This window comes from Pseudoduganella violaceinigra DSM 15887 (assembly GCF_000425385.1).
In the GTDB taxonomy this organism is placed as follows: Bacteria; Pseudomonadota; Gammaproteobacteria; order Burkholderiales; family Burkholderiaceae_D; genus Rugamonas; species Rugamonas violaceinigra.
Window position 1 is genome coordinate 521049 of sequence record NZ_KE384356.1, and the last position, 24401, is coordinate 545449.

Sequence of the window (24401 nt, forward strand, 5' to 3'; positions counted from 1 at the left end):
CATGACGGTGTGCGCATCGCGTATACTGTTCAAACTAACGATTTTTTAGGGGTTGTGTAATGGGTTCCTTTAGCATTTGGCACTGGCTGATTGTCCTCGTCATCGTGATGCTGGTGTTCGGCACCAAGAAACTGGGCAATATCGGCTCCGACCTGGGCAAAGCCGTCAAGGGCTTCAAGGATGGCGTGAAGGGCGCGGACGAAGAGAAGCCAGCCCCGCCGGCAACGCCGCCATCCCAGGTGACCGACAAGGGCACCATCGACGTGGAAGCCAAGGAAAAGACCAAGCAGTAATCAGCAATGATCGACCTCGGTCTTACCAAAATCGCCGTCATCGGGGTAGTGGCCCTGGTCGTCATCGGTCCTGAGAAGCTGCCCAAGGTGGCGCGCATGGCCGGGACGCTGTACGGCCGCGCCCAGCGCTACCTGAACGACGTCAAATCCGAAGTCTCGCGCGAAATGGAGCTGGATGAGCTGAAAAACCTGCGCAAGCAGGCCGAGGAAGCCGCCAGCACCTTCAAGGACGAGATGGAAAACTCCATCGGCAAGGATATGCGCGAGGTGGAGGCGGCGCTGCGCGACCAGGATTCTTCGGCGGCCCCGGCGCTGAACCTGTACACCCCGACCAACGACGACATCGCCCGCAAGGCCAGGGACTTCCGCCGCAAGCGCGTGGTGCGCAATGCAGCGGTGCCGCTGTGGTACAAGCAGCAGGCCGGCGTCCGCACCCACGTCATCTCCGGCGCGGCGCGCATGAAGCGCCACCGCCCCGGCAGCCGCAACACCGCATCGTTTTTCTAAATGAGTCAACAAGAACCCGCCGAAGAGACTTTCATCAGCCACCTGGTTGAGCTGCGCGACCGTCTGGTCAAGGCCAGCATCGGCATCGCGGTGATGACGGCCCTGATTGGCTTTGGCATCGGCCCGTCCAAGATCTATGACCTGATCGCCGCGCCGATGATTGCCGCCATGCCGGCGGGCTCGAAGATGATTGCCACCAGCGTGATCTCGCCCTTCCTGGTACCGATGAAGGTGATGCTGCTGTTCGGCTTTATCCTGTCGCTGCCCTGGGTGCTGTACCAGATGTGGGCGTTCGTGGCGCCGGGCTTGTACCAGCATGAAAAACGCCTGGTGGCGCCGCTGGTCATCGCCTCCTCCACCTTGTTCATGACGGGCGTGGCATTCTGCTACTTCCTGGTGTTCGGCAAGGTGTTCGCCTTCATCAACCAGGTGTCGCCGAGCTCGATTGCCGTGATGCCGGATATTGAAAATTACCTCGACTTCGTCATGTCGATGTGCCTGGCTTTCGGCTGCGCTTTCGAGGTGCCGGTGGTGGTGGTGGTGCTGGTGCGCATGGGACTGGTCTCGGTCACCAAGCTCAGGGAATGGCGCGGCTATGTGATCGTGGCTGCGTTCGTGATCGCCGCCATTGTGACCCCGCCGGATATCGTCAGCCAGTTCTCGCTGGCGATCCCGATGTGGCTGCTGTTTGAGATTGGCGTGATCCTGTCGCCGATGTTCGTCAAGGCCACCACGGCGCCTGAAGAAAAGGCGGACTAAAGGAGGGGGACGAGCCCTTGAGCATGCTCAAGGGCGCTGTCGCTTACTGCATCAACTCTTTGATCACGCGCACCGGCGCGCTGCCGTAGCTCAGGAAGTCTTCGTGGAATTCCTTGAGCGAAAACTTGCTGCCCAGGGCGGCACGGCGCTGCTCGCGCAGTTCCATAATTTCCGAGAAGCCGGAGAAATAGCTGGCCAGCTGCACGGAGGTCAGCTGCGCGCGGCGCCATTTCTCTTTTGCTTCGGCCGGCGTCTGGAAGGCCTGGCGCGTCAACAGGTCGATCGCCTGCTGCTCGTTCATGTCCAGCACGTGCACGCTGTAATCGAGGATGGTGTTGGTGACGCTGCGCAGGTTCCACTTCGAGTACATCAGCCACATTTCAGGCGCGTTGTTGCCGTAGCCCGATTCCAGCATCATGCGTTCGCTGTAGACCGCCCAGCCTTCCACCATGGCGCCGTTGCCGAAGATCGACTTCACGATCGAAGGCGACTTGTTGGCGTACACCAGCTGCGCATAATGGCCGGGAACCGCCTCGTGCATGTTCAGGATCTGCAGGATCCAGTGGTTGTACTCGCGCAGCGTGGATTCGGCCTGCTCCGGCGTGGCGTCGTCCAGCGGCGTCACGTTGTAGTAGGTGCGGTCCTGCGGGCGATACGGGCCGGGCGCTTCGATGCTGGCGCCGGCCACGCCGCGCTGGTAGGCCGGTGTTTCACGCACCACCAGCGGCTTGTTCGGGTCCAGCGTCAGCAGGTTGTTCTTGCTCACCCAATCCTGCAACAGCGGGATCTGGCGGCGGATCTCGGGGAAGAATTGTTCGCGCGGCACGTGGTTGATGGACAGCTTGTCGATCATCATGCCGATCTTGGCGAAGCGGTCGGCAGGCTTGGCCTGGTCGGCCAGGTATTTGGGCCACAGTTCGTCCGCGATGCGGTCCATATTCGACAGCAGCTGCTCGCGGGTCGCCAGCGCTTTCTGGTAAGTCTGTTCCGCATTGCTGCCGGCCTGGATGTCGAAGCCGAACTTGGCTTCGTACAGCTCCTTGCCGATGCGGAAGGAGCGCGCGCCGCTGACGGCGAGCGACTTGTCCAGTTCACCGAGCCAGGCCGCATAAGCCTCCACGGCGGTCTTGGCCGCTGCGATGCGCTGCGCGAACAGATTCTTTTCGTTCGCGTTCAGGATCGAATCCTGGGCCTGTTTGTCCAGGTCGGCCAGCACGGTCAGCACGCCTGGCGCCTGGTCGATAGCCAGCTTCACGTGTTCACGCGTGGGATTCTTGATGCTGTTGCGCGCCGCCTCGTAATAGGCGGGGACGCCGGCGATGCGGCGCAGCAGGGTGCGCAGGCGCTGCGGCTTGGCCGCGTATTCGGTGTTCAGTACGAAATCGATCGGGCTGGCGATGTTGTACAGCGACGGATTCCACTCCCATTCGCGGAACGTGGTCAGGTACCAGCGGTCGGAATTGAGCTTGTTCTGCAGCAGGCCGAGATCGGTGCGCTGTTTCGGCGAAAGCTGTTTGACGTCGACTTTGGCGAATTTCGCCAGCCATTCATCGATGAAGGCCAGTTGCTGGTCGCGGTAGGCCTGGTCGGGGATACTGAGTTGGGCGGCCGTGTCGTATTTGCCGACCGAGATGGCGGTTTCCGGATCGATGCGCCACAGCGCACCGAGGAATTGGCCGGCCTGGCCGTCGAACGCCTTGTCCTGCCGGCGTTCCGGTGGCAGGGGCTTGGCGGCAGCTGCCGTAGTCGCTTTCTGCGCCTTGGACTTGCCGCCCTTGGCGGACTTGGAGGAGGCGGCCGCTTTGCCTTTGCCGCCGGATTTCTTGCTGACGACAGTTTTGGCCGCCGTCGTGGTTTTCCTGGCCTTTGCCGCGGCGTCGGCTGGCGCGAGGGCCAGGCTCAACATCATCGCGGCAAGGGCGATTTTGGTCTTCATCATAATTCAACCTCTTACTAGTGCAGCGTGCGAGATTATCACAAGCCGGGTATGGCGCGCGCCCCGGCGTGGGGCGGATGGTTCATTTTGCCGCCTGGTTCAAACCGCGCAGTATCAGCGGCTTGAGGCAGTTGCGCTGCGTCTCGTCCTTGCTTTCGCCGAGATTGATATACAGCGGCTGCAGGAATGATTTCAGATTATGGAAGCGCGCCAGCGCCGCCTGGCGGCTGCCGGCCGCTGGCGCAGGCGCCGTAAGGCGGCTGAACCAGTTGTCCCAGTCGCTGCATTGCAGCGTCCTGGCGCGCGACAGGTAGAAGATCGGCGCCATCAGGCGCTCGCCTTCGCCGTAATGGTAGAAATGTTCGCCTTCCGGTGCGATCTGGCTGGCGATGGCGGACAGCATCTGTTCGTGTTCCGCACGGCCCAGGGCCGGATTGAGCGACAGCTGCAGCATGATGTCCGCGGCGTGGGCGACGCCATGGCGCCAGCCCTGCTTTTCGTCGAAGCCGCGGTAGTCGCGCACCGCGCGCAGGTAGTCCGCAGCGGCACCGACCAATTGCCTGCGCTGCTCCGGCGTCAGGAAGGGCTGGACGCGGTCCACGCGCGCGACGTCGGCCAGCACCAGCGCCGCGAACGGGCGTGAAAAGCCTTCGGGGTCGGGGGCAAGCAGCTGCGCGCTCAGGCGCATCCGCAATTCCTGCACCGTGGCGGTATCGAGCTTGCCGGCGCGCATCCACGCCTGCAAGGCTTCAAACGCCAGCTCGTCGCGTTCGACCGGATCGGGGGACGCCAGGCAGGCGACGGCTTGCAGGGCCAGCGCCTGGCGCTTGGCGCCGTCGTCGACCTGCCATTTGGCGGCCTTGGCTTCGCGCAGCGCGTCGGCGGGGCAGTTGCCGGCTGCCGCTGCGAGTCCAGGCAGGGCCAGGGCGAATGCCATGGCGGTTCGGATGATCAAGTGCATCTTGTCTCCTGTCAGAAGCGGCGCAAGCCTTCGTTCAGCATCGCCAGCATGTCTTCCGCCGTCATACGGGCGGCGGTGTCGCTGCCATCGAGCAGGCTGTCGGCCAGTTCGCGCTTGTGCGCGTGCAGTTCGACAATGCCCTCTTCGATGGTGTTGCGGGCCACCAGGCGGTAAATGGTGACCGGCCGCAGTTGCCCCATGCGGTGCGCGCGGTCGGAGGCCTGGTCCTCCACGGCGGGATTCCACCAGGGGTCCATGTGGATCACGTAGTCGGCGGCCGTCAGGTTGATGCCGACGCCGCCGGCCTTGAGGCTGATCAGGAATACATCGCCTTCGCCGGCCTGGAATGCATCCACCGCCTGTTTGCGCGCCGCCATCGGGGTGCTGCCGTCAAGGTACTGGTACTGGATGCCGTGGCGGTCCAGGTGGGCGCGAATCAGGGACAGGTGATCGACGAACTGGCTGAAGACCAGCACCTTGTGGCGGTTCTCCAGCAAGCCTTCCAGCAGGCGCGCAAAGGCGGCCAGCTTGCTTGACTCCAGGCGCAGCGAAGGCGACACCAGGTTCGGGTTGCAGCAGACGCGGCGCAGCTTCATGATTTCGGCCAGGATCTGCATCGACTTCCGGTCCGCCGGGCCCTCGATGGCGGCCAGGTTTTCCAGCGCTTCGCGGCGCAGCGACTCGTACAGCGCGGTTTCTTCCGGCGACAGGTCGACTTCCAGCACGATCTCGGTGCGCGCCGGCAGCTCGGTCAGCACCTGGGCCTTGGTCCGGCGCAGGACGAAGGGGCCGATCAGGCGGCGCAGGCGGTTGCGCGCACCGACCTCGGCGCGATGGTCCTGCTGGCGCTCGATCGGGCCGGCGAAGCGCAGGTTGAACTGCTCATGGCTGCCCAGCAGGCCCGGATTGATGAAGCGGAACAGGTTCCACAGTTCGCCCAGGTGGTTTTCCAGCGGCGTGCCGGTCGCCACCATCTTGAAGCCGCCCTGCAGCGCCATGACGGCCTGCGAGCGCTTGGTGGCGGCGTTCTTGATGTTCTGCGCCTCGTCCAGCACGATGGTGTGCCATACCGGCCTGGTAAAGCGTTCGGACTCCAGCTGCAGCAGTCCATAGCTGGCGATTACCAGGTCGAACGGGCCGGCATTGCTGATGATCTCGTCGCGCTCGCCGGTCGCATACATTTTCACGTTCAGGGTCGGCGCAAAGCGCGCCGCTTCGCCGGCCCAGTTCAGGCAGACCGAGGTCGGCGCCACCACCAGGGTCGGGCCGTGCGGCGCACGCAGCAGGACCAGGGCCAGCGCCTGCAGCGTCTTGCCCAGCCCCATATCGTCGGCCAGGCAGGCGCCGACGCCCCAATGCGCCAGGCGCGCCAGCCATTCGAATCCTGCCAGCTGGTAATCGCGCAATTCCGCCTGCAGGGTGCTTGGCAGCTGGGGCGTGTAGGCGGCGCTCGACGCGATGCGCTGCAGATGTTCGCGCCACATGGCGTCCGCTTCCACCATGCCGACATCGTTGGCCAGTTCTTCCAGTACGAAGGCGGCGAGGCGGTGCACCTTCACGCCGGCGTCGTCGTCCTCGCCGTAGGCGGCCAGCTCCGACAGGCGGCGATGCAGTTCCTCGGACAGGGCCAGGAATTCCTTGTCGCCCAGGGCGATAAAGCGGCTTTTGCCGGCGCGGATCATGTCCAGCAGGGAGCGCAGGTCCAGCACCCGGTCTTCGTCGACCACCAGCTGGCCGCTGGCGGCGAACCAGTCCTTCTTGCTCTTGATGTTCAGGCGCAGCTGCTTGGTGTAGACCGGCTTGGTCAGGCGGAAGGCTTCTCCTTCAGGCCAGGCCAGCACCACCTTGTCGGGACCCAGCTCCTGCAATTCGGACAGCAGCTGCAGGCATAGCGCCGGTTCCCCCAGCAGCCATTCGCCGTGTTCTTCGGTGGCCTGCTCCAGCACTTGGCACTTGAGCACCAGCTGGCGTTCCGCATCGCGCTCGCCGGCCAGGCTGCGGCGCGCCTGCACCGGGCGGCCATTGACGTCGGCGATGACGTTCTCGGCGCCGGCACCGGGACCGTAGTATGGACCGGCATCGCGCAACGGGCGCACCTGGATCTGCATCTTCAGGCCCTGCTGGTAGGGCAGCAGATGGATATGCAGGCGCGGGTCGGCGTCGCATTGCTCGGCATTGACCGGACCGCCGCCGATGTCCGACTGCACCGTCACCATGGAGGATACGGCGCCGATCGCCTTCAGCACCTGGTCCTTGGCGTGCTGCGGCACGGTCAGCCCGTCGCCGACGATGGCGGCGATGCGGCGATGCTCGTCCAGCACGCTGACCACGCGCAGGCGGTTCGGCGTTTCGCGCACCACGATCACATTGGCATTGAGGTCGTCGATGGCTGGCTGCAGGGACAGCTGCAACTGCCCCTGCTGGGTGCGGATCAGCAGCTCCGGCGCGCCGGCCAGCAGCTCGACACGCTTGTCCGGCGCATCCATCCAGAACACCAGCGGATGCCCCACCAGGGCCAGCACGGCCTGTTCGAGATCGATGTCGTAACGCAGGCCGGAAGAATAGGCCTGGCGCGAGGGCATGATGGCGCTGCCCACGCGCATGTCCTGCGGCGTCAGGAATTCCATCTGCGCCGCATCGTCGCGCAGGCGCTTGAGCGCCACCGGCCGCGCCTTGCCCCAGGCGCCGCGCGCATCGCGCTTCTGCTCGCGCGGTTCGATTTCTGCGATGCCTTGCTGCTCGTCGTAGCTGATGGCCCAGACCAGGCGCATTTCGCCGCCGCTCTCGGCGCCGCCTTGCTGCAGGTTGATCAGGGCCGCCAGCTGGCGCTCCCATGCTTCCTGCCGTTCGAACCAGGCGGCCATGTCGCCAAAGCCCAGCTGCTCGCGCAATGCGGCTGCGCGCGCCGCCGCGGCGTCGTCGCCGAGATGGCCCAGCAGACTGTCGGCGCCGCCGGCCAGCAGCATGAAGCCGGCCGCTTCGGCCGCCTGCGACAGGTCCTGCAGTTCGGCGCGGCGCTGCTTCAACTGCGGCAGCGCAAGCCAGTAATACAGCATGCACTGGAAGGTCTGCGCCAGCAGCGGCGTTTCCCAGGCGCGCTGGGTCACCAGCTCGGCCTGCATGGTGCCGGCGCGGATCTGGCGCAGCATGCTCAATTGCTGGTAGACCGCGCTGTCGGCATTTTGCTGCGCGTGCACAGCCAGGTCGAGGTAGCTCTCCGCCGCCTTCAGGTGCTTCGCGTCGCCGCTGCGCAGCAGGGCAAGCACGTAAAGGTGGCCGGCGATGCCCTGGAACAGGTGCTTGCGCTTGCCCGATTCGCGGCGTATCGCCTTCAGCGCCGCCTCAAAGCCGGCGATCGCGCCGCCGGTATCGCCGCGCAGCACCAGGACCGCGCTGGCGAAGCATTGCGGCAGCGCGCCTTCCATCCCCTCCAGCAAGCGCGTGGCATCGGCCAGCTTGCCGCACAGGATGGCATGTTCGGCCATCGCCAGCCGCAGGGCCGGGCCGATGGCTTGTCCGGCGGCCTGGCGGCGCTGGACGTGGCGCTCGGCGTAGCCGCGCACCACGGGCGCCAGGCCGGGTTCGCGCTGCGTGTGCTGCACCAGCAGCATCAACACATCGTCCTGCATGGCCGGATGCACCAGCAGCAGCATGCCCGCTTCGAATGGACGGGAGAAGATGTCAACGATCGGATGCAGCTGCGCCGCTTCGTAGCACGCCATGCAGGCCGCCAGCAGCGGCATCACGTCCTGCGGCGGGCGGCCGCGCAGCAATGCCATGCGCAGGCGCGCCACGCCGTGGCGGTAGCTGCGCGGCTCGTAGGCGCCGTTCCAGTTCTGGCGCATCGGGTTGAGCGCTTCGTAGGCCTTGCAGAGATCGTCGAGCATGTGGGCGCCGATGGCGGCGCGGATCGCGGGCCAGCGCAGGCGCGTGTTGCAAAGGTAGCCGCGCCCCATGACCGCGGTGGTGAACGCCAGGCGCTCCAGCTTGAGCAAGGGGTCATCCAGCGTCAGCGCGGTGAAGGGCTGGCCGGCGGCGTCGCCCACACCGGCGGCGGCCATGTGGTCGAGGATGGCCGTGCGGCCCATCGGGTCGCCCACCAGCGACAGCAGGGCGAGGATGGCCTTCTCGGCCGGCCCGAGCGCATCGAATTCCGACAGCAGGGTGTCGCTCATCCCGCCAGACCGAACATGCGCTGGTAGAAGCCGAGTTCCGCCTGCAGCGTGCGGACGATGGTGCCGGCCTGGCGGAAGCCGTGGCCTTCGCCCTCCAGCGCCATATATTCAACCGGAATGCCGCGCCGGCGCAGGGCGTTCACCATGGCTTCGGACTGCTGCGGCGGCACCACCTTGTCGTCCAGGCCCTGGAAGAAGATCATGGGGCGCGACAGGCGGGCGGTGTGGTGGATCGGGGAGCGCTCGGCATACACTGCCTCGGCCTGCGCCTTGGGCGCGATCAGGTATTCGTTGTAATGGGATTCGAACTTGTGCGAATCGTCGTCCAGGCCCTTCAGGTCGGACACGCCGTAATAGCTGGCGCCCAGCTTGAAGACATCGTGGAAGGTCAGCGCGCACAGCGTCGTCAGGCCGCCCGCGCTGCCGCCGCGGATGATCAGGCGCTCGCCGTCCGCCAGGCCTTGCGCCACCAGGTGGCGCGCACCGGCGATGCAGTCCTCCACATCGACCACGCCCCACTGGCCTTGAAGCGCATCGCGGAAGGCGCGGCCGAAGCCGGTGCTGCCGCCGTAGTTCACGTCCAGCACGCCGAAGCCGCGGCTGGTCCAGAACTGCGTTTTCAGGTTGAGGGTGCTCGCTGCCATGCCGGTCGGGCCGCCGTGGCTGATCACGATCAGCGGCGGCTTTTCACCGTCAGGGGCGCGCACGTCCCGGTTGGTGGGCGGGTAGAAGAAGGCGTAGGCGGTGCGGCCGTTGGCGCTTGGGTAGCTGATGCTTTCCGGGACGGACAGGTAGCCCAGGGCGGGTAACTGCGCGATCGAGCGCTCCAGCACTTCGCGCGCGCCGCTATCGAGGTCGATCCGGGCGATTTCCGCCGCGATGGTCGGGCTGCCGGCCAGCACCACCACATAACCGTCGCCGACGCGCAGCTCGCGGATTTCCTGGTACGGGGCGGCGATCGTCTCGGCCGCGCTGCTGCCGGCGCGCAGGCGGGCCAGCTTGCTGACGCCCTGTTCAATATAGCTGCATATAATTTCGCCGTTGGCGCAGAAACCATACAGTGAGTTGCCGAAGGTCCAGTGCGGCGTGGCGAATTCCGCAGCCATTGGGCACAGCGCCGCGATCCCGGCTGCGGCGCCCTCGCGCAGGCAGTACAGGTTCCACCACCCGCTGCGGTCCGACACGAAGTGCAGTACGCCCTGCGGCGACCACTCCGGCTGGCAGATCGATTCCAGCGGCCCGCCGGCCACCAGGGACGGGGTGCCGAGACGGCCGTCGTCCAGTACGTCCGCCACCCACAGCTCGGTGCCTTGCCACGGCATGCGCGGATGATCCCAGCAGAGCCAGGCCAGGCGGCGGCCATCCGGCGACAGCCGCGGCGAGGAATAGAAATCGTTGCCCGCGACGAGCACGCGTTCGCCGCCATCGAAGCCCACAGCGCAGATGGTGTTGGCGGGCTGCTGGTGCGCGCCTTCTTCTTGCGGGTGCTGCTCGCGGACGGCGAGCAGGCGCGAACGCGCCGCATCGATCACGAAATCGGCAAAGCGCTGCCGGCCCGGGACGGTGAATGCCTGCGCCGCGCCGCCGGGCGATATGCGGTACAGGCGGTTGTCGGCGAGATGGGAGAACACCACCAGGCCGCCGGCAACGGCATACGCGCCGCCGCCGTATTCATGGACCCGGTTGCGCACATTGAAGGGCATGGGGCTGACTTCGTCCGCCGCCGCGGCGCCCCGCCGGCGCATCATGGTGGTGCGCCCCGCCTCGGCCGCGCGTCCCGCCAGCCAATAGATGTCCTGGCCGTCCAAAACGACCGAAGACAGCGGGGTGGCGCCCGCAGCGACCATCTCGGCACTGATAGGGGAAGACCAGGCGCCGAAAGGCGCGGCGGAAGGGGATGTCATGGACGCTCCATATGCGTAAAAACAGGGCGGGGATGCGATAATACCCCCTTTCTCCCTGCTATAGATTGTCTTTCATGTCACAATTTGCCCAGTTGAAGAACGACACTTTCCTGCGTGCGCTGCTGCGCCAGCCGACCGAGTACACGCCTGTGTGGCTGATGCGCCAGGCCGGCCGCTATCTGCCGGAATACCGTGCGACGCGCCAGAAGGCAGGTTCTTTCATGGGCCTGGCGACCAATCCGGACCTGGCGACCGAAGTCACCCTGCAGCCGATCGACCGCTATGCGCTGGATGCGGCCATCCTGTTCTCCGACATCCTGACGGTGCCGGATGCGATGGGCCTGGGCCTGTACTTCGTGGAAGGCGAGGGCCCGAAATTCGAGCGCCCGTTGAAGACCGAGGAAGACGTCCAGGCGCTGCGGCTGCCGCCGGCCGGTTCGCTGGACTATGTGTTCAAGGCGGTGACCCAGATCCGCACCGAGCTGAATGGCCGCGTGCCCCTGATCGGCTTCTCCGGCAGCCCATGGACGCTGGCATGCTATATGGTGGAAGGCCAGGGCTCGCGCGAGTTCCACACCATCAAGAAGATGATGTATGCGCGCCCCGACCTGATGCACCACATCCTGGACGTGAACGCCCGCGCGGTGGCCGAGTACCTGAACGCCCAGATCGACGCCGGCGCCCAGGCCGTGATGATTTTCGACTCCTGGGGCGGCGCCCTGGCCGACGGCGCCTACCAGCAGTTCTCCCTGCACTATATGCGGCAGGTGGTGAATCTGCTGAAGCGCGAAAAAGACGGCGTGAAGATCCCGGCCATTGTATTTACCAAGGGCGGCGGCCACTGGGCCGAGGAAATCGCCGCCATCGGCGCCGACGCCATGGGCCTGGACTGGACCGCCAATCTCGGCAAGATCCGCGAGCTGGTGGGCCATCAGGTGGCCTTGCAGGGCAATATCGATCCGGCCATCCTGTTCGCCAATCCAGAGCAGATCGCGGCGGAGGTGCGCCGCGTGCTCGATTCATACGGCCCGCACAATACCGGACATGTTTTCAACCTGGGCCATGGCATTTCCCAGTTCACGCCGCCGGAATCGGTGTCGGTACTGGTGGAGACGGTCCACACCCACAGCAGGAAGCTGCGCGGCAGCTGACGCCCGGCATCCGGCGACAAGGGGGCGCTCCGGCGCCCTTTTTTTATTTCAGCAGAAGCGACTTATGCACAAAAATTTTTACTGCGGAAATAACAGGCAGTTGCCAATGCTTCCCTCTCATGGTATTTGTAAGTTGTTGATTTTTAAAGGGTAAATTTTTACCGCTTTTGTCAATGTTTTGGGTTTTGTAAACCTTATCCCATGATGCAAGCCAGCTTGTTGGCGCATTCTCCACAAAGTTATCCACAAAAACTGTGGAAAAAACCCAAAACACCTTAGTAAACCGGGACTTAGTAGGAATTTGTAGGATTTCTCTTAGCCGCATATGGCAATGCGTGAATTTTCGCCAAGTTTTTGCTGGCGCAAACCCTTGCGGAAACACAAACCTTGTGCGGCTTGCCTGTGTACAATGCCAAGCTTGATGTTGTGGCGCACCAGGCACGTTTTCCACTGCCAAGGCTTGAAAAACGCTTGATTTCGGCGAATTTCTTGGACTAAATGGTGCACTTATACACAGAGCGCGGAAAAACAGGCGCTTTTCGCCTCTCCTGGGGCGGCTCTTGTAAGTAGCTGAATTAAAAGGGAAAAAATGAGGCATATTTGCCCGCTTTCCCCGGATTGCAAGCTGGACGTTAGTGCTTGCTCAGGAATCCAGCCCCTTTGTTCACAAAGTTATCCCCAGTTTCTGTGGATAGTTAAAAAACCTCGATCGATAGCCCTGGATGGCGCACTGCATTCTCCGAATCGCCCTGGACACGCCGCTGAACGCGGTTTTTGATTACCGCTGGGATTGCGAAATATCAGAGCGGCCGCGTGTAGGACAATTGGCGGGGGTGCCGTTCGGCCCGCGCGAAGTCGTCGGGCTGATTGTGGATATCCTTGAAGAAACGGATGTACCCGAAGAGAAGCTGAAAGCGGCCCTGGCCGTGCGTACCCAGCTCACGCCGCTGCCTCCGCAATGGCTGGCGCTGGCCGGCTTTGCCGCCGACTACTACCAGCGCCCGCTGGGCGAGGTGGCTCTGCCCGGGCTGCCCAAGAATCTGCGCGTGGCCAGTACGGTGGCGCTGGACCGCGCGCTCAAGAAGCTGGGCAAGCTGGCGGCGCCGCACGATCCGGCGCCGGGCAACGTCCCGGTATTGAACGCCGGGCAGCAGGCGGCGGCCGACGCCATCGTCGGGGCTCAGGGCTTCGCGCCCTTCCTGTTGTATGGCGTGACCGGCAGCGGCAAGACCGAGGTTTATTTGCAGGCCTGTGCCCAGGTGCTGGCGCGCGAGCCGCAGGGCCAGGTGCTGGTGCTGGTCCCCGAAATCAACCTCACGCCGCAGCTGGAAACCAATATCCGCGCGCGCTTCCCGGGCGTGATGCTGTCGACGCTGCACAGCCGCCTGTCGGAAGGCGAGCGCATGCTGCACTGGCTGGCGGCGCACGAAGGCAAGGCGCGCATCGTGCTGGGCACGCGGCTGTCCATCCTGGCCTCGATGCCGAACCTGAAAATGATCGTGATCGACGAGGAGCACGATCCCTCCTACAAGCAGCAGGAAGGGCTGCGCTATTCGGCACGCGACCTTGCCGTGTGGCGCGCGCACCAGCTGCAGATCCCGGTGGTGCTGGGCTCCGCCACGCCTTCGCTGGAAAGCTGGCACCACGCGCTGAAAGGGCGCTACCGCAAGCTGGAACTGCGTGAGCGCGCGGTGCAGCAGGCGGTCCTGCCTGCGGTGAAGCTGATCGACACTTCGCGCCGGCGCGGGCAGGAAGGGGTGAGCGAGCAGCTGGTGCAAGCGATCAAGCTGCGCATGGAGCGCGGCGAGCAGTCCTTGCTGTTCCTGAACCGGCGCGGCTATTCGCCGGTGATTGCCTGCGAGTCATGCGGTTGGGTCAGCGAGTGCAAGCGCTGCACCGCGTCGATGGTGCTGCACAAATCGGATTACCGCCTGCGCTGCCACCATTGCAGCCTGGAGATGCGTATCCCGCGGCATTGCCCGACCTGCGGCAATATCGACTTGCAGCCGCTGGGGCGGGGCACCCAGCGCATCGAGGAGAGCCTGCAGGAGTTGTTCCCGCAGGCGCGGGTGCTGCGCATCGACGCCGACAGCACGCGCCGCAAGGGCAGCGCGCAGGAGGCGTTCGACAGCGTGCACCGGCAGGAGGTGGATATCCTGGTCGGCACGCAGATGGTCGCCAAAGGGCACGACTTCAAGAACCTGACGCTGGTGGGGATCATGAATCCCGACAGCTCGCTGTTCTCGCAGGATTACCGCGCCAGCGAACGCCTGTTCGCGCAGCTGATGCAGGTGGCCGGACGCGCGGGGCGCCAGGGCGGCAGCGAAAGCGAGGTGCTGGTGCAGACCAGCTATCCGCAGCACCCGCTGTTCTCGGCCCTGGTGGCGCATGATTACGATTACTTTGCCAATTCGCTGCTCGGCGAGCGCGAGGTGGCGGGATTGCCGCCCTATCTGTACCAGGCGATTTTGCGGGCGGAGGCGCGTGAGCTGGAGCTGGCGCTGGAGTTCCTGCGCGGGGCGCGCGACCTGGTGCGGCATGAGGGGATTACGATCAACGATCCGATTCCGATGAGCATGGCGCGCGTGCACAATATGGAGCGTGCGCAGTTGCTGGTGGAGTCTGCTTCACGGCCGGCTTTGCAGGCTTTCCTGAAGGAGTGGATGCGGGCGCTGCGGGAGCAGAAGACGCGTCTTAAGTGGTCGCTGGAAGTCGATCCGGTCGATATCTGACCCCGCTTGACCGGTTTTCAGGGCTGCACCAGATAGCGCCGCGCAGTGCCCACAATCTGCTCGTTCAGCGCATGCGTGAATGGCGTATCCAGTTCCCACGCATGCCAATCGAGATCGACATCGATATACCGGCCCGGGAGCAAATCCATCAGCGATCCTTGCGACAAGGCTTGCGCCACCTGCAGGTAAGGCAGCAGGCCGTAGGCCAGTCCGCCGAACACGGTGTCGTTCAAGGCCGTCGACAAAGGCAAGGTGTGATGGGGGAACGGCCGCACATAGCCCGCCTCGCGTGCAAGGAAGCGTGCCATCAGGTCGCGGTCGTGCACCACCGCCGGCGCCAGCGCCAGGGCTTCGACACCGAAGCCATCGCCGAACCAATGCGCGGCAAAAGCGGGCGCCGCAACGCACACATACCGCATGGCGCCGAGCGGCGTCGCCGCCGAACCGGCGGCGGCCGGCGACGGCACCTCCGTACGCGCCGCCACGCAGCCAAACACGGCGCCTTCGCGCATCAGGTGCAGCGCCACTTCGCGCTCCGCGCATTCCACATCGAGCTGGCAGCGCGGTGGCGACAACAAGGGGCGCAGGGCCAGCGGGAACCAGGTGGCAAGGCTCGCCGCATCGACGGCCATGGCGATTTCGGGCATGCTGGTCTGGTGGCCAAGGTCGATGTCGAGCGCTGCCTCCATCAGTTTGACGTTACGGTAATGCGAGATGAGGCGCTGGCCCAGGCCCGTGGCTTCGGCGGGGGAACCGCGCACGATCAGCAGCCTGCCGACCGCGTCCTCAAGCGCCTTGATACGCTGGGAAACGGCCGGCTGGCTGATGCCGAGCGCGTTGGCCGCCTTTTCGAAGCTGCCCTGGCTGGCAACGGCATCCAGCACCGCCAGCGCGCGGTAGTCCAGATTTTCCATAAGATGTGCTTATAAAAGCCTGAAAAGATAAGTCATACTAATGCATTAGCAATGTCGGAGGCAAGATGGAAACCATTCAGTGCGATGTGGCGGTCATTGGGGCGGGTACGGCTGGGCTCAGCGCCTACCGCGCGGCGCGTAACGCCGGCAAACGTGCGGTGCTGATCGAGGACGGGCCGCACGGCACCACCTGCGCCCGGGTCGGCTGCATGCCGAGCAAGCTGCTGATCGCCGCAGCCGAGGCAGCGCAGGCGGTGCGTGAAGCGCCGGGCTTCGGCGTTCAGCCGGGCGGGTTGCAAGTGGACAGCAAGGCCGTCATGCAGCGGGTGCGCAGTGAGCGGGACCGCTTTGTCGGCTTCGTCCTGGAGAACGTCGCCGCCATGCCGGCCGCAGACAAGCTGCACGGCCACGCGCGCTTTACCGCCCCCAACCGCCTGCAGATCGGCGCCAACCTGGAAGTTGCGGCGCGCGCGGTGGTCATCGCCACCGGTTCCACGCCGGACATCCCGTCCGAATGGGCCGCGGCCGGCCCGCGCGTGATCAGCAGCGACGCGGTATTCGAATGGACCGACCTGCCGCGCTCCGTCGCGGTGATTGGCGCGGGCGTGATCGGTCTGGAACTGGGCCAGGCCCTGCATCGCCTCGGCGTAAGGGTGGCGATCATCGCCCGTGGCGGCAGCGTGGCGCAATTGAAGGATCCGCATATCCTGGCGGCGGCTACCCAGGCGCTGGGCGAAGAACTCGATATCCGCTTCCGCACCGAAGTGGCGGGCATCGAGCGTCACGGCGAGGGACTGGAACTGCGCACCCGCAATGCGGCGGGCGAAGAACGCGTCGAACAATTCGACTACGTGCTGGCCGCCACGGGGCGCACGCCCAGGGTGTCAGGCCTTGGCCTCGACCGCACCGGGCTGGCGCTGGAAAAAAACGGCGTGCCGAAATTCGACCGGCACACCCTGCAATGCGGCGACAGCTGCATCTTCATTGCCGGCGATGCCAGCGCGGACATTCCGCTGCTGCCGGAAGCTGCCGACCAAGGCAAGATCGCCGGCGCCAATGCCGCCACCTACCCCGAGGTACAGCCCGGCCTGCGCCGCTCGCCGCTGGCCATCACCTTCAGCGAGCCGCAGATCGCCACCGTGGGACTGGGCTACCAGGAGCTCATGAACGGCCGCGAACCGTTCGCCATCGGCGAGGTGAGTTTCGCGGACCAGGGACGCAGCCGCGTCATGCGCCAGAACAAGGGCATGCTGCGCGTGTATGCGGCGTATGGCAGCGGACGTTTCCTGGGGGCGGAAATGGCGGGGCCGCGCGCGGAACACATCGGCCATTTGCTGGCCTGGGCGCACCAGGCCAGGATGACGGTGGAGCAAATGCTGGAGATGCCCTTCTACCACCCGGTGGTGGAGGAAGGCTTGCGCACCGCGCTGCGCGACCTGGCGAAGGCGCTGCAGAAACCGCCGCCTCCACCCAAGCCGGTGCAGGACTGCACGCCCGGCTGCTAGATCAGTTCAGGCTCGAATCCAGGCGGCCCTGGCTGGCCAGTTCGCGCAGTACGCGAATGGTGTCGAGGTCAGACTCCTGGTAGGCGGAGCGGCGGAAATCGTCGTACATGGCGTTGGCGGCATCGGTCGCCGCGTCATGGCCGTCGTCGTACTGGAAGCGCACGTAGAGGCGCTCCGGCTGCGGCATTTCGATGGTCATCGTCAGGCTGGAAGCGCTGATGTCCTTCTGTGCCGGCACGTCGTAGCGCACCACATACGGTTCATGCAGCACAACATTGTCTTCAATGACAATGTCGCCGTAGCGCAGGCGGCGGCTGAAGCCCGCCGCCGTGCGGCTTGAGATGTCCGCTTCGTCCAGGTGCGGGACAAAGAGTTTGGGCGACTCCGCGCGCAGCACCAGGCCGCGCCACAACTGCTGATGGGTGATGGTGTCCATCAGCGGGTTGAGGATGTCGTTCACTTCTATTAAATGTTCAAATTTCATAACACTTCTGCCGACGTTTTTCGGGCTTATTGCGAGGATTGATACCACTATATTCTGTACAATGCCGGGATGTCCAATGCACCCCAGTTCGGCCTCAATGGCCCACAGAGCGAAGCCGTGCTCTACCTCGACGGCCCTGCCCTAGTACTGGCGGGGGCTGGCTCGGGCAAGACGCGCGTCATTACGCAAAAAATCACCCATATGATCGAGGATCGCGGCTATGACCCGCGCACGATCGCCGCGCTCACCTTTACCAACAAGGCGGCGCTGGAAATGCAGGAACGCGTCGGCAAGATGCTCAAGCAGCCGCGCCAGGCCAAGCTGCTCACCGTCTGCACCTTCCACTCCCTCGGCGTGCGCATCCTGCGCCAGGAATGCAACCATCTGGGGTTGAAAGACCGTTTTTCAATCATGGACAGCGACGATTGCTACGCGCTGGTCCAGGACCTGGCCATCACCACCGACAAGAACCTGATCCGCGGCATCCAGAACGATATCTCGCTGTGGAAGAACGGCCTGGTCACGCCGGAAGAGGCGCTCAAGCAGGCGCAGACCGAAGACGAGGCGCAGTCGGCGCGCATCTACGGCAGCTACGTCGCCACCCTGGCCGCCTACCAGGCAGTGGACTTCGACGACCTGATCCGCCTGCCCGTGGAACTGTTCCGCAACCACGACACGGTACGCGACAAATGGCAGCGCCGCTTGCGCTATCTGATGATCGACGAGTACCAGGACACCAATACCTGCCAGTATGAACTGGTGAAACTGATGGTGACTGGCCTGGGCAAGAAGCCGATGTTCACCGCCGTCGGCGACGACGACCAGGCGATCTACGGCTGGCGCGGCGCGACCATGGAAAACCTGGCGCTGCTGCAGGTGGACTTCCCCGACCTGAAGCTGATCAAGCTGGAACAGAACTACCGCTCCACCAGCCGCATCCTGCAGGCCGCCAATGCCGTGATCCAGAACAATCCCAAGTTGTTCGAGAAATCGCTGTGGTCCGAGCTGGGCATCGGCGAGCCAATCAAGGTGCACTCGATGCCGAACGAGGAGCAGGAAGCGGAGCAGGTGGCGATCATGATTTCGGCCGACCACTTCGAGCGCAAGAACAAGTGGGCCGACTACGCGATCCTGTACCGCGGCAACCATCAGGCGCGCGTGATCGAACAGGCGCTGCGCACCCAGCGCATTCCGTACACCATCTCGGGCGGCCAGAGCTTCTTCGATAAGGCGGAGATCAAGGACATCATGGCCTACCTGCGCCTGATGGCCAATCCGGACGACGATCCGGCCTTCATCCGCGCGGCCACCACGCCGCGCCGCGGTATCGGCCAGTCGACGCTCGAAGCGCTCGGATCGTTCTCCGGAAAATGGCAATGCTCGCTGTTCGAAGCCGTGTTCAAGGGCGGCATCGAAGCGCTGCTGAACGAACGCCAACTGCGGCCGCTGCAGGACTTCTGCAACTTCATCCTGGAACTGGAATCGCGCGCCACGCGTCCCGGCCCGTCGGGCAGCGGCGACAACGCGGCGCAAGTGCTGGACGACCTGATGGAAGGGATGCACTACGAGCACTACCTGTACGACTCTTTCGAAGAGCGCGCGGCGCAGGGCAAGTGGCAGAACGTGCTGGACTTCGTCAACTGGCTGAAGGACCGCGGCCGCGGCGGCAAGGACCGCGACGGCGAAGAGAAGAACGTCCTGGAGCTGACGCAGATGGTGGCCCTGATGTCGATGCTGGACGGGAAGGACGAAGAGCCGGACGCGATCCGCATGTCGACGCTGCATGCGTCGAAGGGGCTGGAGTACCCGCATGTCTTCCTGGTCGGCGTGGAAGAAGGCATCCTGCCGCACAAGGGCGACCCGGATACGCCGATTGAACTGCTGGCCCAGCGAATCGAAGAAGAGCGGCGCCTGATGTATGTGGGGATCACGCGCGCCCAGCGCACCTTGCAGCTCACCTGGTGCAAGAAGCGCAAGCGCGGCGGCGAGCATGTGCAGTGCGACATATCGCGCTTCATCGCCGAGATGGCGCTCGATGTCGGCACGGCCCCGCCGACGGAATCGGAAGTGCTGTCGCCGCGTGAGCGCCTGGCGCGCATGAAGGAATTGCTGTCGGCTCCACGCGACATGAACCCCGGTTGAATAGTGCTAGCATGGGAGCTCTTCCTTTCCGCAGGAGGCTTCCATGTTTGTACGCATATGCCTGCTCGCCGCCCTGGCGGGCGCAGCGCCGATCGCTGCCGCAGCTGATTTGGTCACCAAGCCCGAAGCCGAGGCCATGGTGAAGAAAGCCATGGGCTACCTCAAATCCAACGGCCGCGATAAGACCTACGCTGAAATCGACAAGAAAGACGGGCAGTTCGTCGATCGCGACTTGTACCTTGTGGTCTACGGCACCGATGGCGTCGTGCGCGCACATGGCGCCAATGCCAAGATGATCGGTAAGAACCTGATGGAATTGAAGGATGTCGACGGCAAGCCTTTCGTGAAAGAGCGCGTCGAGATGGCGAAGAAAAAAGTCCCGTTCTGGCAGGACTACAAATTCAACAACCCGGTCACAGGCAAGATCGAACCCAAGACCATGTACTGCATGCCCGAGGAAGACATCATTCTTTGCGGTGGCGTCTACCTGAAGTAAGGCTGACCTTCGTCAAACAAGGGTGCGTCCCGCGAGCGCGGGCCGGAGAGATAATGGCAGCTACTGGAGCTGCCATGCCGAACAACATTGACCCGCTCGCTTATGAAGAGGACTTGACCAGAATTGGCGTGCCGCCCGACCAGGCACATGTGCACGCAGAGGCAATCGGTAAGGTGAAAGACGAGCTGGATGTACTGGACATCAAGCTCAAGTTCAACGACAGCGAAGGAAAAATTGAAAAGGCGATCTTAGAACTCAACACCAAGCTTGACCGCGCAAAGGTCGAACTGGACGTCAAGATAGACAGGACCAGGACCGAGCTCGAAGCCAAGATCGACAAAACCAAGGTCGAGCTCGAAGCCAAGATCGACAAGACCAAGGCTGAGCTCGAAGCCAAGATCGATAAAACCAAGGCTGAACTCGAAGCCAAGATCGATAAAACCAGGACCGAGCTCGAAGCCAAGATCGATAAAACCAAGGCTGAACTCGAAGCCAAGATCGATAAAACCAGGGCCGACCTCGAAGCCAGGATCGACAACACCAAGGCTGAACTGGACGCCAAAATCGATAAGACCCAGGCAGATCTTGAAAAAGCGATTCATCGCTGCAAGGTAGAAACGATTTTCTGGACAATTGGAATTGTGCTTTCCATCTGCTCGTTCCAAAGCTACATCGTCATCAATATGCTGAAGTAAAATGCCTGCTTTACCCGTAGCAGGAGCAGGCTGTGAGCAGCGAAGACCGTTTCATCGATATTGAAATTAAACTGGCGCACCAGGAAGACCTGGTGGAGTCGCTGAACCAGCGCGTCTATGAGCAGCAGAAACAGATCGATCAGCTGGAAGCGATGCTGGTGGCGTTGGCCGAGCGCGTCCGCAGCACGTCGCAAGCCAACCAGACCCCGCTCAACGAGCCGCCTCCCCACTACTGATCCCGCGCCGCCATGCGGCGGCGCATCGCAGGCTGGGCAGCACATCCAGCGCCACGGCCTCGGCGGTAACGCCATCAGGATCTCCAGCGCACACCCGGGGCCGGCCCCGGCCCCCGCCGCGCCCAGCCCGGGAATGTGTCCTGATCAGTTCAAACCATGAAACTTGCGTTTTGCTATCATCATGCGCACCGAGACATTACAACAGGAGAGAGAATGTTCCGTCCGAAACTGCTGGTGATCGCCGCCAGCCTGGCCGTCGCCGGCGCCGCGCATGCCGCCCTGCCGGCGTCCAACCCATTTGCGCAAGAGTCCAAGCTGCCCCTGAACTACCCCGCATTCGATCAGTTCAAGAACGAAGACTACGGTCCTGCCTACGAAGAAGGCATGCAGCAGCAGGCTGCGGAAGTCGCGAAGATCGCCAATAACAAAGCCGCGCCGACGTTCGACAACACCATCGTGGCGATGGAGCGCTCCGGCCGCCTGCTGGACCGCGTGAGCTCCGTGTTCGGCAACCTGTCCGGCGCCAACACCAATGATGCATTCGAAGCCCTGAACCGCGAGCTGGCGCCCAAGCTTTCCGCCCACAACGACGCGATCCGCCTGAACGAAAAGCTGTACGCCCGCATCAAGGCCTTGTACGACAAGCGCGACAAGCTCAAACTTGATCCGGAATCCAAGCGCCTGCTGGAACGCTACCACACCGATTTCGTGCGCGCCGGCGCCAGGCTGTCCGCCGCCGACAAGGAAAAACTGAAGGCCTACAATGCGGAACTGGCCGCCCTGTCCACCACCTTCAGCCAGAACGTGCTGAAGGAAGCCAATGCCTCCGCCCTGGTGGTCGACAGCCGCGAAGAACTGGCCGGCATGTCCGACAAGGCCATCGACTCCGCTGCCGCAGCCGCCAAGGCCAAAGGCATGGACGGCAAATTCCTGATCGCGATCGCCAACACCACCGGCCAGGCGCCGCTGGAAGTGCTGAGCAACCGCAGCACGCGTGAACGCCTGCTGGCCACTTCGATGGCGCGCGGCAGCCATGGCGGCGATTTCGACAACCGCGACGTGGTAAGGAAGATCGCCAGGCTGCGTGCTGAACGCGCCGCTTTGCTGGGCTACGCCTCGCACGCCGCCTACCAGCTGGAAGACCAGACCGCACACGATACCAATGCCGTCAACAAGCTGCTGGGCGAGCTGGTGAAACCGGCGGTAAATAACGCGCGCAAGGAGTCCGCCGATATCCAGGCCGTGATCGACGCGGAAAAAGGCGGCTTCGCCAACGCGGCGCAGGACTGGGCCTTCTATACCGAAAAAGTGCGCCAGGAGCGCTACGCTTTCGACCAGAACCAGCTCAAGCCGTACTTCGAACTGAACAGCGTGCTGCAGAACGGCGTGTTCTACGCCGCCACCAAGGTGTACGGCATCACCTTCAAGGAGCGTAAGGACCTGCCGGTCTACCAGCCGGACGTGCGCGTATTCGACGTGTTCGACGCCGACGGCAAGCAGTTGGCCATCTTCCTCGGCGATTTCTACGCGCGCAGCAACAAACGCGGCGGCGCCTGGATGAATGCCTATGTCTCGCAATCCTCACTGATGGGCACCAAGCCTGTGGTGGCCAACCACCTGAACATTCCCAAGCCGGCGGCCGGCGAACCGGCCCTGCTGACCTATGACGAAGCGCGTACCCTGTTCCATGAGTTCGGCCACGCGCTGCACGGCATGTTCTCCAATGTGAAGTACCCGCGCTTTGCCGGCACCCGCGTGCCGCGCGACTTCGTGGAATTCCCTTCGCAAGTCAACGAGATGTGGATGGCCTGGCCGGAAATCCTGAACAACTACGCCAAGCATTACCAGAGCGGCGCGCCGATGCCGAAGGAACTGCTGGACAAGGTGCAGGCTTCCGCCAAATTCAATGAAGGCTTCCGCACCACCGAGTACCTGGCCGCCTCGATCCTGGACCAGCGCTGGCACCAGTTGTCGGCCGACAAGATCCCGACCGACGTGCTGGGTTTCGAATCGTCCGTGCTGAAGGACGCCGGCATCGATTTCGCACCGGTTCCGCCACGCTACCGCACCACCTATTTCTCGCACGTGTTCGCGGGCGGCTATTCGGCGGGCTACTACGGCTACCTGTGGTCGGAGAAACTCGATGCCGACACGGTTGAATGGTTCACCGAAAACGGCGGCTTGCAGCGCAAGAACGGCGACCACTTCCGCAAAGCCCTGCTGTCCAAAGGCGGCACCATGGATGCGATGGAGATGTACCGCGCATTCCGCGGCCGCGACGCGAAAATCGAACCGCTGCTGGAGCGCCGCGGCTTGAAAGAGTAATCCCCGGGGTCAGGTCCCGACATGCGACACGCGTAGCGTGTTGCGTGTTGGGCCCTGACCCCGCTGACTTAAAGCCAACCGCCAATTCCAGCACCTCCCCCCGGATGGGTGTATAAAAGAGGTATAGCCACTTCAACGGGGAAAGGGATCATGGACACCAAGCTGAAGGAGACTCTGCGCCAATTGCACGCCACGCTGGCACATCACGGCCCGGTCGATGAGGAATTGCAAAGCCTGTTGCGCCAGCTCGATGGCGACATCAAGCAGATACTCGAGCAGCCGCCGGAAGCGGGAGGCGGCACCACCACGTACGGCCTGGCCGAGCGCACCCAGGAAATCACCGCCCAGTTCGCGGCCAAGCATCCGGCCCTGGAGCCAACCCTGCGCGAACTGACGCGTATCCTGGGCAATATGGGAATTTAAAATTCATGGGGTCAGGTCCGGACATGCGACACGCGCAGCGTGTTGCGTGTTCGGCCCTGACGCGCCACTGACCAAGAAAAAAAAAGAAGGCGGGCCGCAGCCCGCCTTCGGTATGGAACCCGGGGTATTACCGGCTGTCCGGCCGGCCCCCGGGAGGCCGGCCTTATGGGAAGGCCAGCATGGGCGGTTCTTCACCGCCAAAGTTGAAGTCAGGATGACGTTTGGCGATCATTTCCTCGATCTCCTTCATGCGCCGCACTGGCACGTCGACCATCATCAATACCTGACCTTGTTCAATCCGTTCCGCGTACTGCTCCAGCTTCTTGTTCGGCACCGCCGCCGCATTCATGCCGCTGGCCCAGCCGCCGAACAGTGCGCCGCCCAGCGTGACCAGCAAGATGGTCATGGTGCGCAGGGTCAGCCCTTCGGGTGGGAAAATGACCAGGAAGATGCCGGCGCACAGCCCCACAATCCCGCCGATGGCAATCCCCAGCTTGGCGCCGTGGATCAGGTCCGTTCTCAGCAGGAAATTGCAATCTGGCATGTCATCGGGCAGGGTGCCCTCTTTTGCCATGAAGTGGATATGCCGTTCTTCGATGCGTGCCAGCAGCAGTTCGTCCAGTTCCGCGCGGGCGGCCTTAACATTGGGAAGCATGTAGTACAGTCTGCGTCGCATGATTTTCACTCCATGGAAGACGTTGTATACCCGTTATAGCAAAAATGGCACGATGTTCAATGAATATTTGCCCAAAACAGCTTGCTG

20 protein-coding genes are annotated in these 24401 nt (G+C 63.6%); 12 read left to right on the forward strand and 8 right to left on the reverse strand.

The features are described 5' to 3' along the window. Positions 1 to 59 precede the first annotated feature (59 nt). Genes tatA through tatC form a run of 3 tightly spaced genes read left to right on the forward strand, consistent with a single transcriptional unit; the run spans position 60 to position 1559 of the window. Positions 60 to 293, forward strand: a complete 234-nt coding sequence (tatA, locus tag H597_RS0119085) for a Sec-independent protein translocase subunit TatA (RefSeq protein WP_028103547.1) — start codon at positions 60 to 62, stop codon at positions 291 to 293. A gap of 6 nt (positions 294 to 299) precedes the next feature. Then, entirely contained in the window at positions 300 to 800 is a 501-nt protein-coding gene (gene tatB / locus H597_RS0119090) for a Sec-independent protein translocase protein TatB (protein WP_028103548.1), read from the forward strand. Further along, positions 801 to 1559 carry a twin-arginine translocase subunit TatC gene (gene tatC, locus H597_RS0119095; RefSeq protein ID WP_028103549.1) on the forward strand — a complete coding sequence of 253 codons (759 nt, stop codon included), beginning with the start codon at positions 801 to 803 and terminating at the stop codon, positions 1557 to 1559. 43 nt (positions 1560 to 1602) lie between these two features. On the opposite strand, the gene H597_RS0119100 is transcribed toward tatC, so the two are convergent. The 4 genes from H597_RS0119100 to H597_RS31585 form a co-directional block, all read right to left on the reverse strand. Beyond that, positions 1603 to 3498 carry a DUF885 domain-containing protein gene (locus tag H597_RS0119100; protein ID WP_028103550.1) on the reverse strand — a complete coding sequence of 632 codons (1896 nt, stop codon included), beginning with the start codon at positions 3496 to 3498 and terminating at the stop codon, positions 1603 to 1605. 79 nt (positions 3499 to 3577) lie between these two features. Beyond that, complete coding sequence (locus tag H597_RS31580; RefSeq protein WP_051293914.1) at positions 3578 to 4456, reverse strand: DUF2785 domain-containing protein; 879 nt, start codon at positions 4454 to 4456, stop codon at positions 3578 to 3580. 11 nt (positions 4457 to 4467) lie between these two features. Then, positions 4468 to 8631 (reverse strand): DEAD/DEAH box helicase, encoded by a 4164-nt coding sequence (locus H597_RS0119110; RefSeq protein ID WP_028103551.1) that lies wholly within the window; start codon positions 8629 to 8631, stop codon positions 4468 to 4470. Further along, a complete protein-coding gene (locus H597_RS31585) occupies positions 8628 to 10535 on the reverse strand; it encodes an alpha/beta hydrolase family protein (protein ID WP_035374643.1) in 1908 nt (635 codons plus the stop codon). Before H597_RS31585 ends, H597_RS0119110 begins: the two co-directional genes overlap by 4 nt. Positions 10536 to 10609: 74 nt before the next feature. On the opposite strand from H597_RS31585, the gene hemE reads away from it, so the two are divergent. Continuing rightward, positions 10610 to 11686 carry a uroporphyrinogen decarboxylase gene (gene hemE, locus H597_RS0119120; protein WP_028103552.1) on the forward strand — a complete coding sequence of 359 codons (1077 nt, stop codon included), beginning with the start codon at positions 10610 to 10612 and terminating at the stop codon, positions 11684 to 11686. Positions 11687 to 11729: 43 nt separating this feature from the next. Here the strand turns inward: hemE and H597_RS34945 are convergent, their stop codons facing one another. Continuing rightward, on the reverse strand, positions 11730 to 12284 hold the full coding sequence (locus H597_RS34945) for a hypothetical protein (RefSeq protein WP_154668162.1): 555 nt from the start codon (positions 12282 to 12284) through the stop codon (positions 11730 to 11732). A gap of 124 nt (positions 12285 to 12408) precedes the next feature. Here H597_RS34945 and H597_RS0119125 point away from each other — a divergent pair, with 124 nt between their 5' ends. Further along, entirely contained in the window at positions 12409 to 14418 is a 2010-nt protein-coding gene (locus H597_RS0119125; RefSeq protein WP_028103553.1) for a primosomal protein N', read from the forward strand. A gap of 17 nt (positions 14419 to 14435) precedes the next feature. On the opposite strand, the gene H597_RS0119130 is transcribed toward H597_RS0119125, so the two are convergent. Continuing rightward, entirely contained in the window at positions 14436 to 15332 is an 897-nt protein-coding gene (locus H597_RS0119130) for an ArgP/LysG family DNA-binding transcriptional regulator (RefSeq protein ID WP_028103554.1), read from the reverse strand. Positions 15333 to 15397: 65 nt separating this feature from the next. On the opposite strand from H597_RS0119130, the gene H597_RS0119135 reads away from it, so the two are divergent. Further along, positions 15398 to 16837 (forward strand): dihydrolipoyl dehydrogenase, encoded by a 1440-nt coding sequence (locus H597_RS0119135; protein ID WP_028103555.1) that lies wholly within the window; start codon positions 15398 to 15400, stop codon positions 16835 to 16837. 1 nt (position 16838) lies between these two features. Here H597_RS0119135 and H597_RS0119140 read toward each other — a convergent pair whose 3' ends face one another. After that, entirely contained in the window at positions 16839 to 17321 is a 483-nt protein-coding gene (locus tag H597_RS0119140) for an SRPBCC family protein (RefSeq protein WP_028103556.1), read from the reverse strand. 69 nt (positions 17322 to 17390) lie between these two features. On the opposite strand from H597_RS0119140, the gene H597_RS0119145 reads away from it, so the two are divergent. The 6 genes from H597_RS0119145 to H597_RS0119170 all read left to right on the forward strand — a co-directional run bounded on the left by H597_RS0119145 (position 17391) and on the right by H597_RS0119170 (position 23638). Continuing rightward, positions 17391 to 19463 carry a UvrD-helicase domain-containing protein gene (locus H597_RS0119145; RefSeq protein WP_028103557.1) on the forward strand — a complete coding sequence of 691 codons (2073 nt, stop codon included), beginning with the start codon at positions 17391 to 17393 and terminating at the stop codon, positions 19461 to 19463. A gap of 43 nt (positions 19464 to 19506) precedes the next feature. After that, a complete protein-coding gene (locus H597_RS0119150) occupies positions 19507 to 19959 on the forward strand; it encodes a cache domain-containing protein (protein WP_035374645.1) in 453 nt (150 codons plus the stop codon). Between the two features lie 74 nt (positions 19960 to 20033). After that, on the forward strand, positions 20034 to 20654 hold the full coding sequence (locus H597_RS0119155) for a hypothetical protein (protein ID WP_028103559.1): 621 nt from the start codon (positions 20034 to 20036) through the stop codon (positions 20652 to 20654). 32 nt (positions 20655 to 20686) lie between these two features. Further along, a complete protein-coding gene (locus H597_RS0119160) occupies positions 20687 to 20890 on the forward strand; it encodes a SlyX family protein (protein ID WP_028103560.1) in 204 nt (67 codons plus the stop codon). Positions 20891 to 21103: 213 nt separating this feature from the next. Next, a complete protein-coding gene (locus H597_RS0119165) occupies positions 21104 to 23215 on the forward strand; it encodes a M3 family metallopeptidase (RefSeq protein WP_028103561.1) in 2112 nt (703 codons plus the stop codon). 150 nt (positions 23216 to 23365) lie between these two features. After that, positions 23366 to 23638 carry a DUF4404 family protein gene (locus H597_RS0119170; protein WP_028103562.1) on the forward strand — a complete coding sequence of 91 codons (273 nt, stop codon included), beginning with the start codon at positions 23366 to 23368 and terminating at the stop codon, positions 23636 to 23638. Between the two features lie 163 nt (positions 23639 to 23801). Here the strand turns inward: H597_RS0119170 and H597_RS0119175 are convergent, their stop codons facing one another. After that, entirely contained in the window at positions 23802 to 24314 is a 513-nt protein-coding gene (locus tag H597_RS0119175) for a hypothetical protein (protein ID WP_028103563.1), read from the reverse strand. Between the last annotated feature and the right edge of the window lie 87 nt (positions 24315 to 24401).

What these genes read in the sequence shown, in the direction of transcription:
- H597_RS31580 (WP_051293914.1), bottom strand. Translation starts at nt 4,456, where the DNA reads ATGCACTTGATCATCCGAACCGCCATGGCATTCGCCCTGGCCCTGCCT.
- H597_RS0119170 (WP_028103562.1), top strand. Translation starts at nt 23,366, where the DNA reads ATGGACACCAAGCTGAAGGAGACTCTGCGCCAATTGCACGCCACGCTG.
- H597_RS0119125 (WP_028103553.1), top strand. Translation starts at nt 12,409, where the DNA reads ATGGCGCACTGCATTCTCCGAATCGCCCTGGACACGCCGCTGAACGCG.
- H597_RS0119145 (WP_028103557.1), top strand. Translation starts at nt 17,391, where the DNA reads ATGTCCAATGCACCCCAGTTCGGCCTCAATGGCCCACAGAGCGAAGCC.
- H597_RS31585 (WP_035374643.1), bottom strand. Translation starts at nt 10,535, where the DNA reads ATGACATCCCCTTCCGCCGCGCCTTTCGGCGCCTGGTCTTCCCCTATC.
- H597_RS0119175 (WP_028103563.1), bottom strand. Translation starts at nt 24,314, where the DNA reads ATGCGACGCAGACTGTACTACATGCTTCCCAATGTTAAGGCCGCCCGC.
- H597_RS0119100 (WP_028103550.1), bottom strand. Translation starts at nt 3,498, where the DNA reads ATGATGAAGACCAAAATCGCCCTTGCCGCGATGATGTTGAGCCTGGCC.
- H597_RS0119130 (WP_028103554.1), bottom strand. Translation starts at nt 15,332, where the DNA reads ATGGAAAATCTGGACTACCGCGCGCTGGCGGTGCTGGATGCCGTTGCC.
- tatB (WP_028103548.1), top strand. Translation starts at nt 300, where the DNA reads ATGATCGACCTCGGTCTTACCAAAATCGCCGTCATCGGGGTAGTGGCC.
- H597_RS0119165 (WP_028103561.1), top strand. Translation starts at nt 21,104, where the DNA reads ATGTTCCGTCCGAAACTGCTGGTGATCGCCGCCAGCCTGGCCGTCGCC.
- H597_RS0119110 (WP_028103551.1), bottom strand. Translation starts at nt 8,631, where the DNA reads ATGAGCGACACCCTGCTGTCGGAATTCGATGCGCTCGGGCCGGCCGAG.
- H597_RS0119150 (WP_035374645.1), top strand. Translation starts at nt 19,507, where the DNA reads ATGTTTGTACGCATATGCCTGCTCGCCGCCCTGGCGGGCGCAGCGCCG.
- H597_RS0119140 (WP_028103556.1), bottom strand. Translation starts at nt 17,321, where the DNA reads ATGAAATTTGAACATTTAATAGAAGTGAACGACATCCTCAACCCGCTG.
- tatC (WP_028103549.1), top strand. Translation starts at nt 801, where the DNA reads ATGAGTCAACAAGAACCCGCCGAAGAGACTTTCATCAGCCACCTGGTT.
- H597_RS34945 (WP_154668162.1), bottom strand. Translation starts at nt 12,284, where the DNA reads ATGCCTCATTTTTTCCCTTTTAATTCAGCTACTTACAAGAGCCGCCCC.
- tatA (WP_028103547.1), top strand. Translation starts at nt 60, where the DNA reads ATGGGTTCCTTTAGCATTTGGCACTGGCTGATTGTCCTCGTCATCGTG.
- hemE (WP_028103552.1), top strand. Translation starts at nt 10,610, where the DNA reads ATGTCACAATTTGCCCAGTTGAAGAACGACACTTTCCTGCGTGCGCTG.
- H597_RS0119135 (WP_028103555.1), top strand. Translation starts at nt 15,398, where the DNA reads ATGGAAACCATTCAGTGCGATGTGGCGGTCATTGGGGCGGGTACGGCT.
- H597_RS0119155 (WP_028103559.1), top strand. Translation starts at nt 20,034, where the DNA reads ATGCCGAACAACATTGACCCGCTCGCTTATGAAGAGGACTTGACCAGA.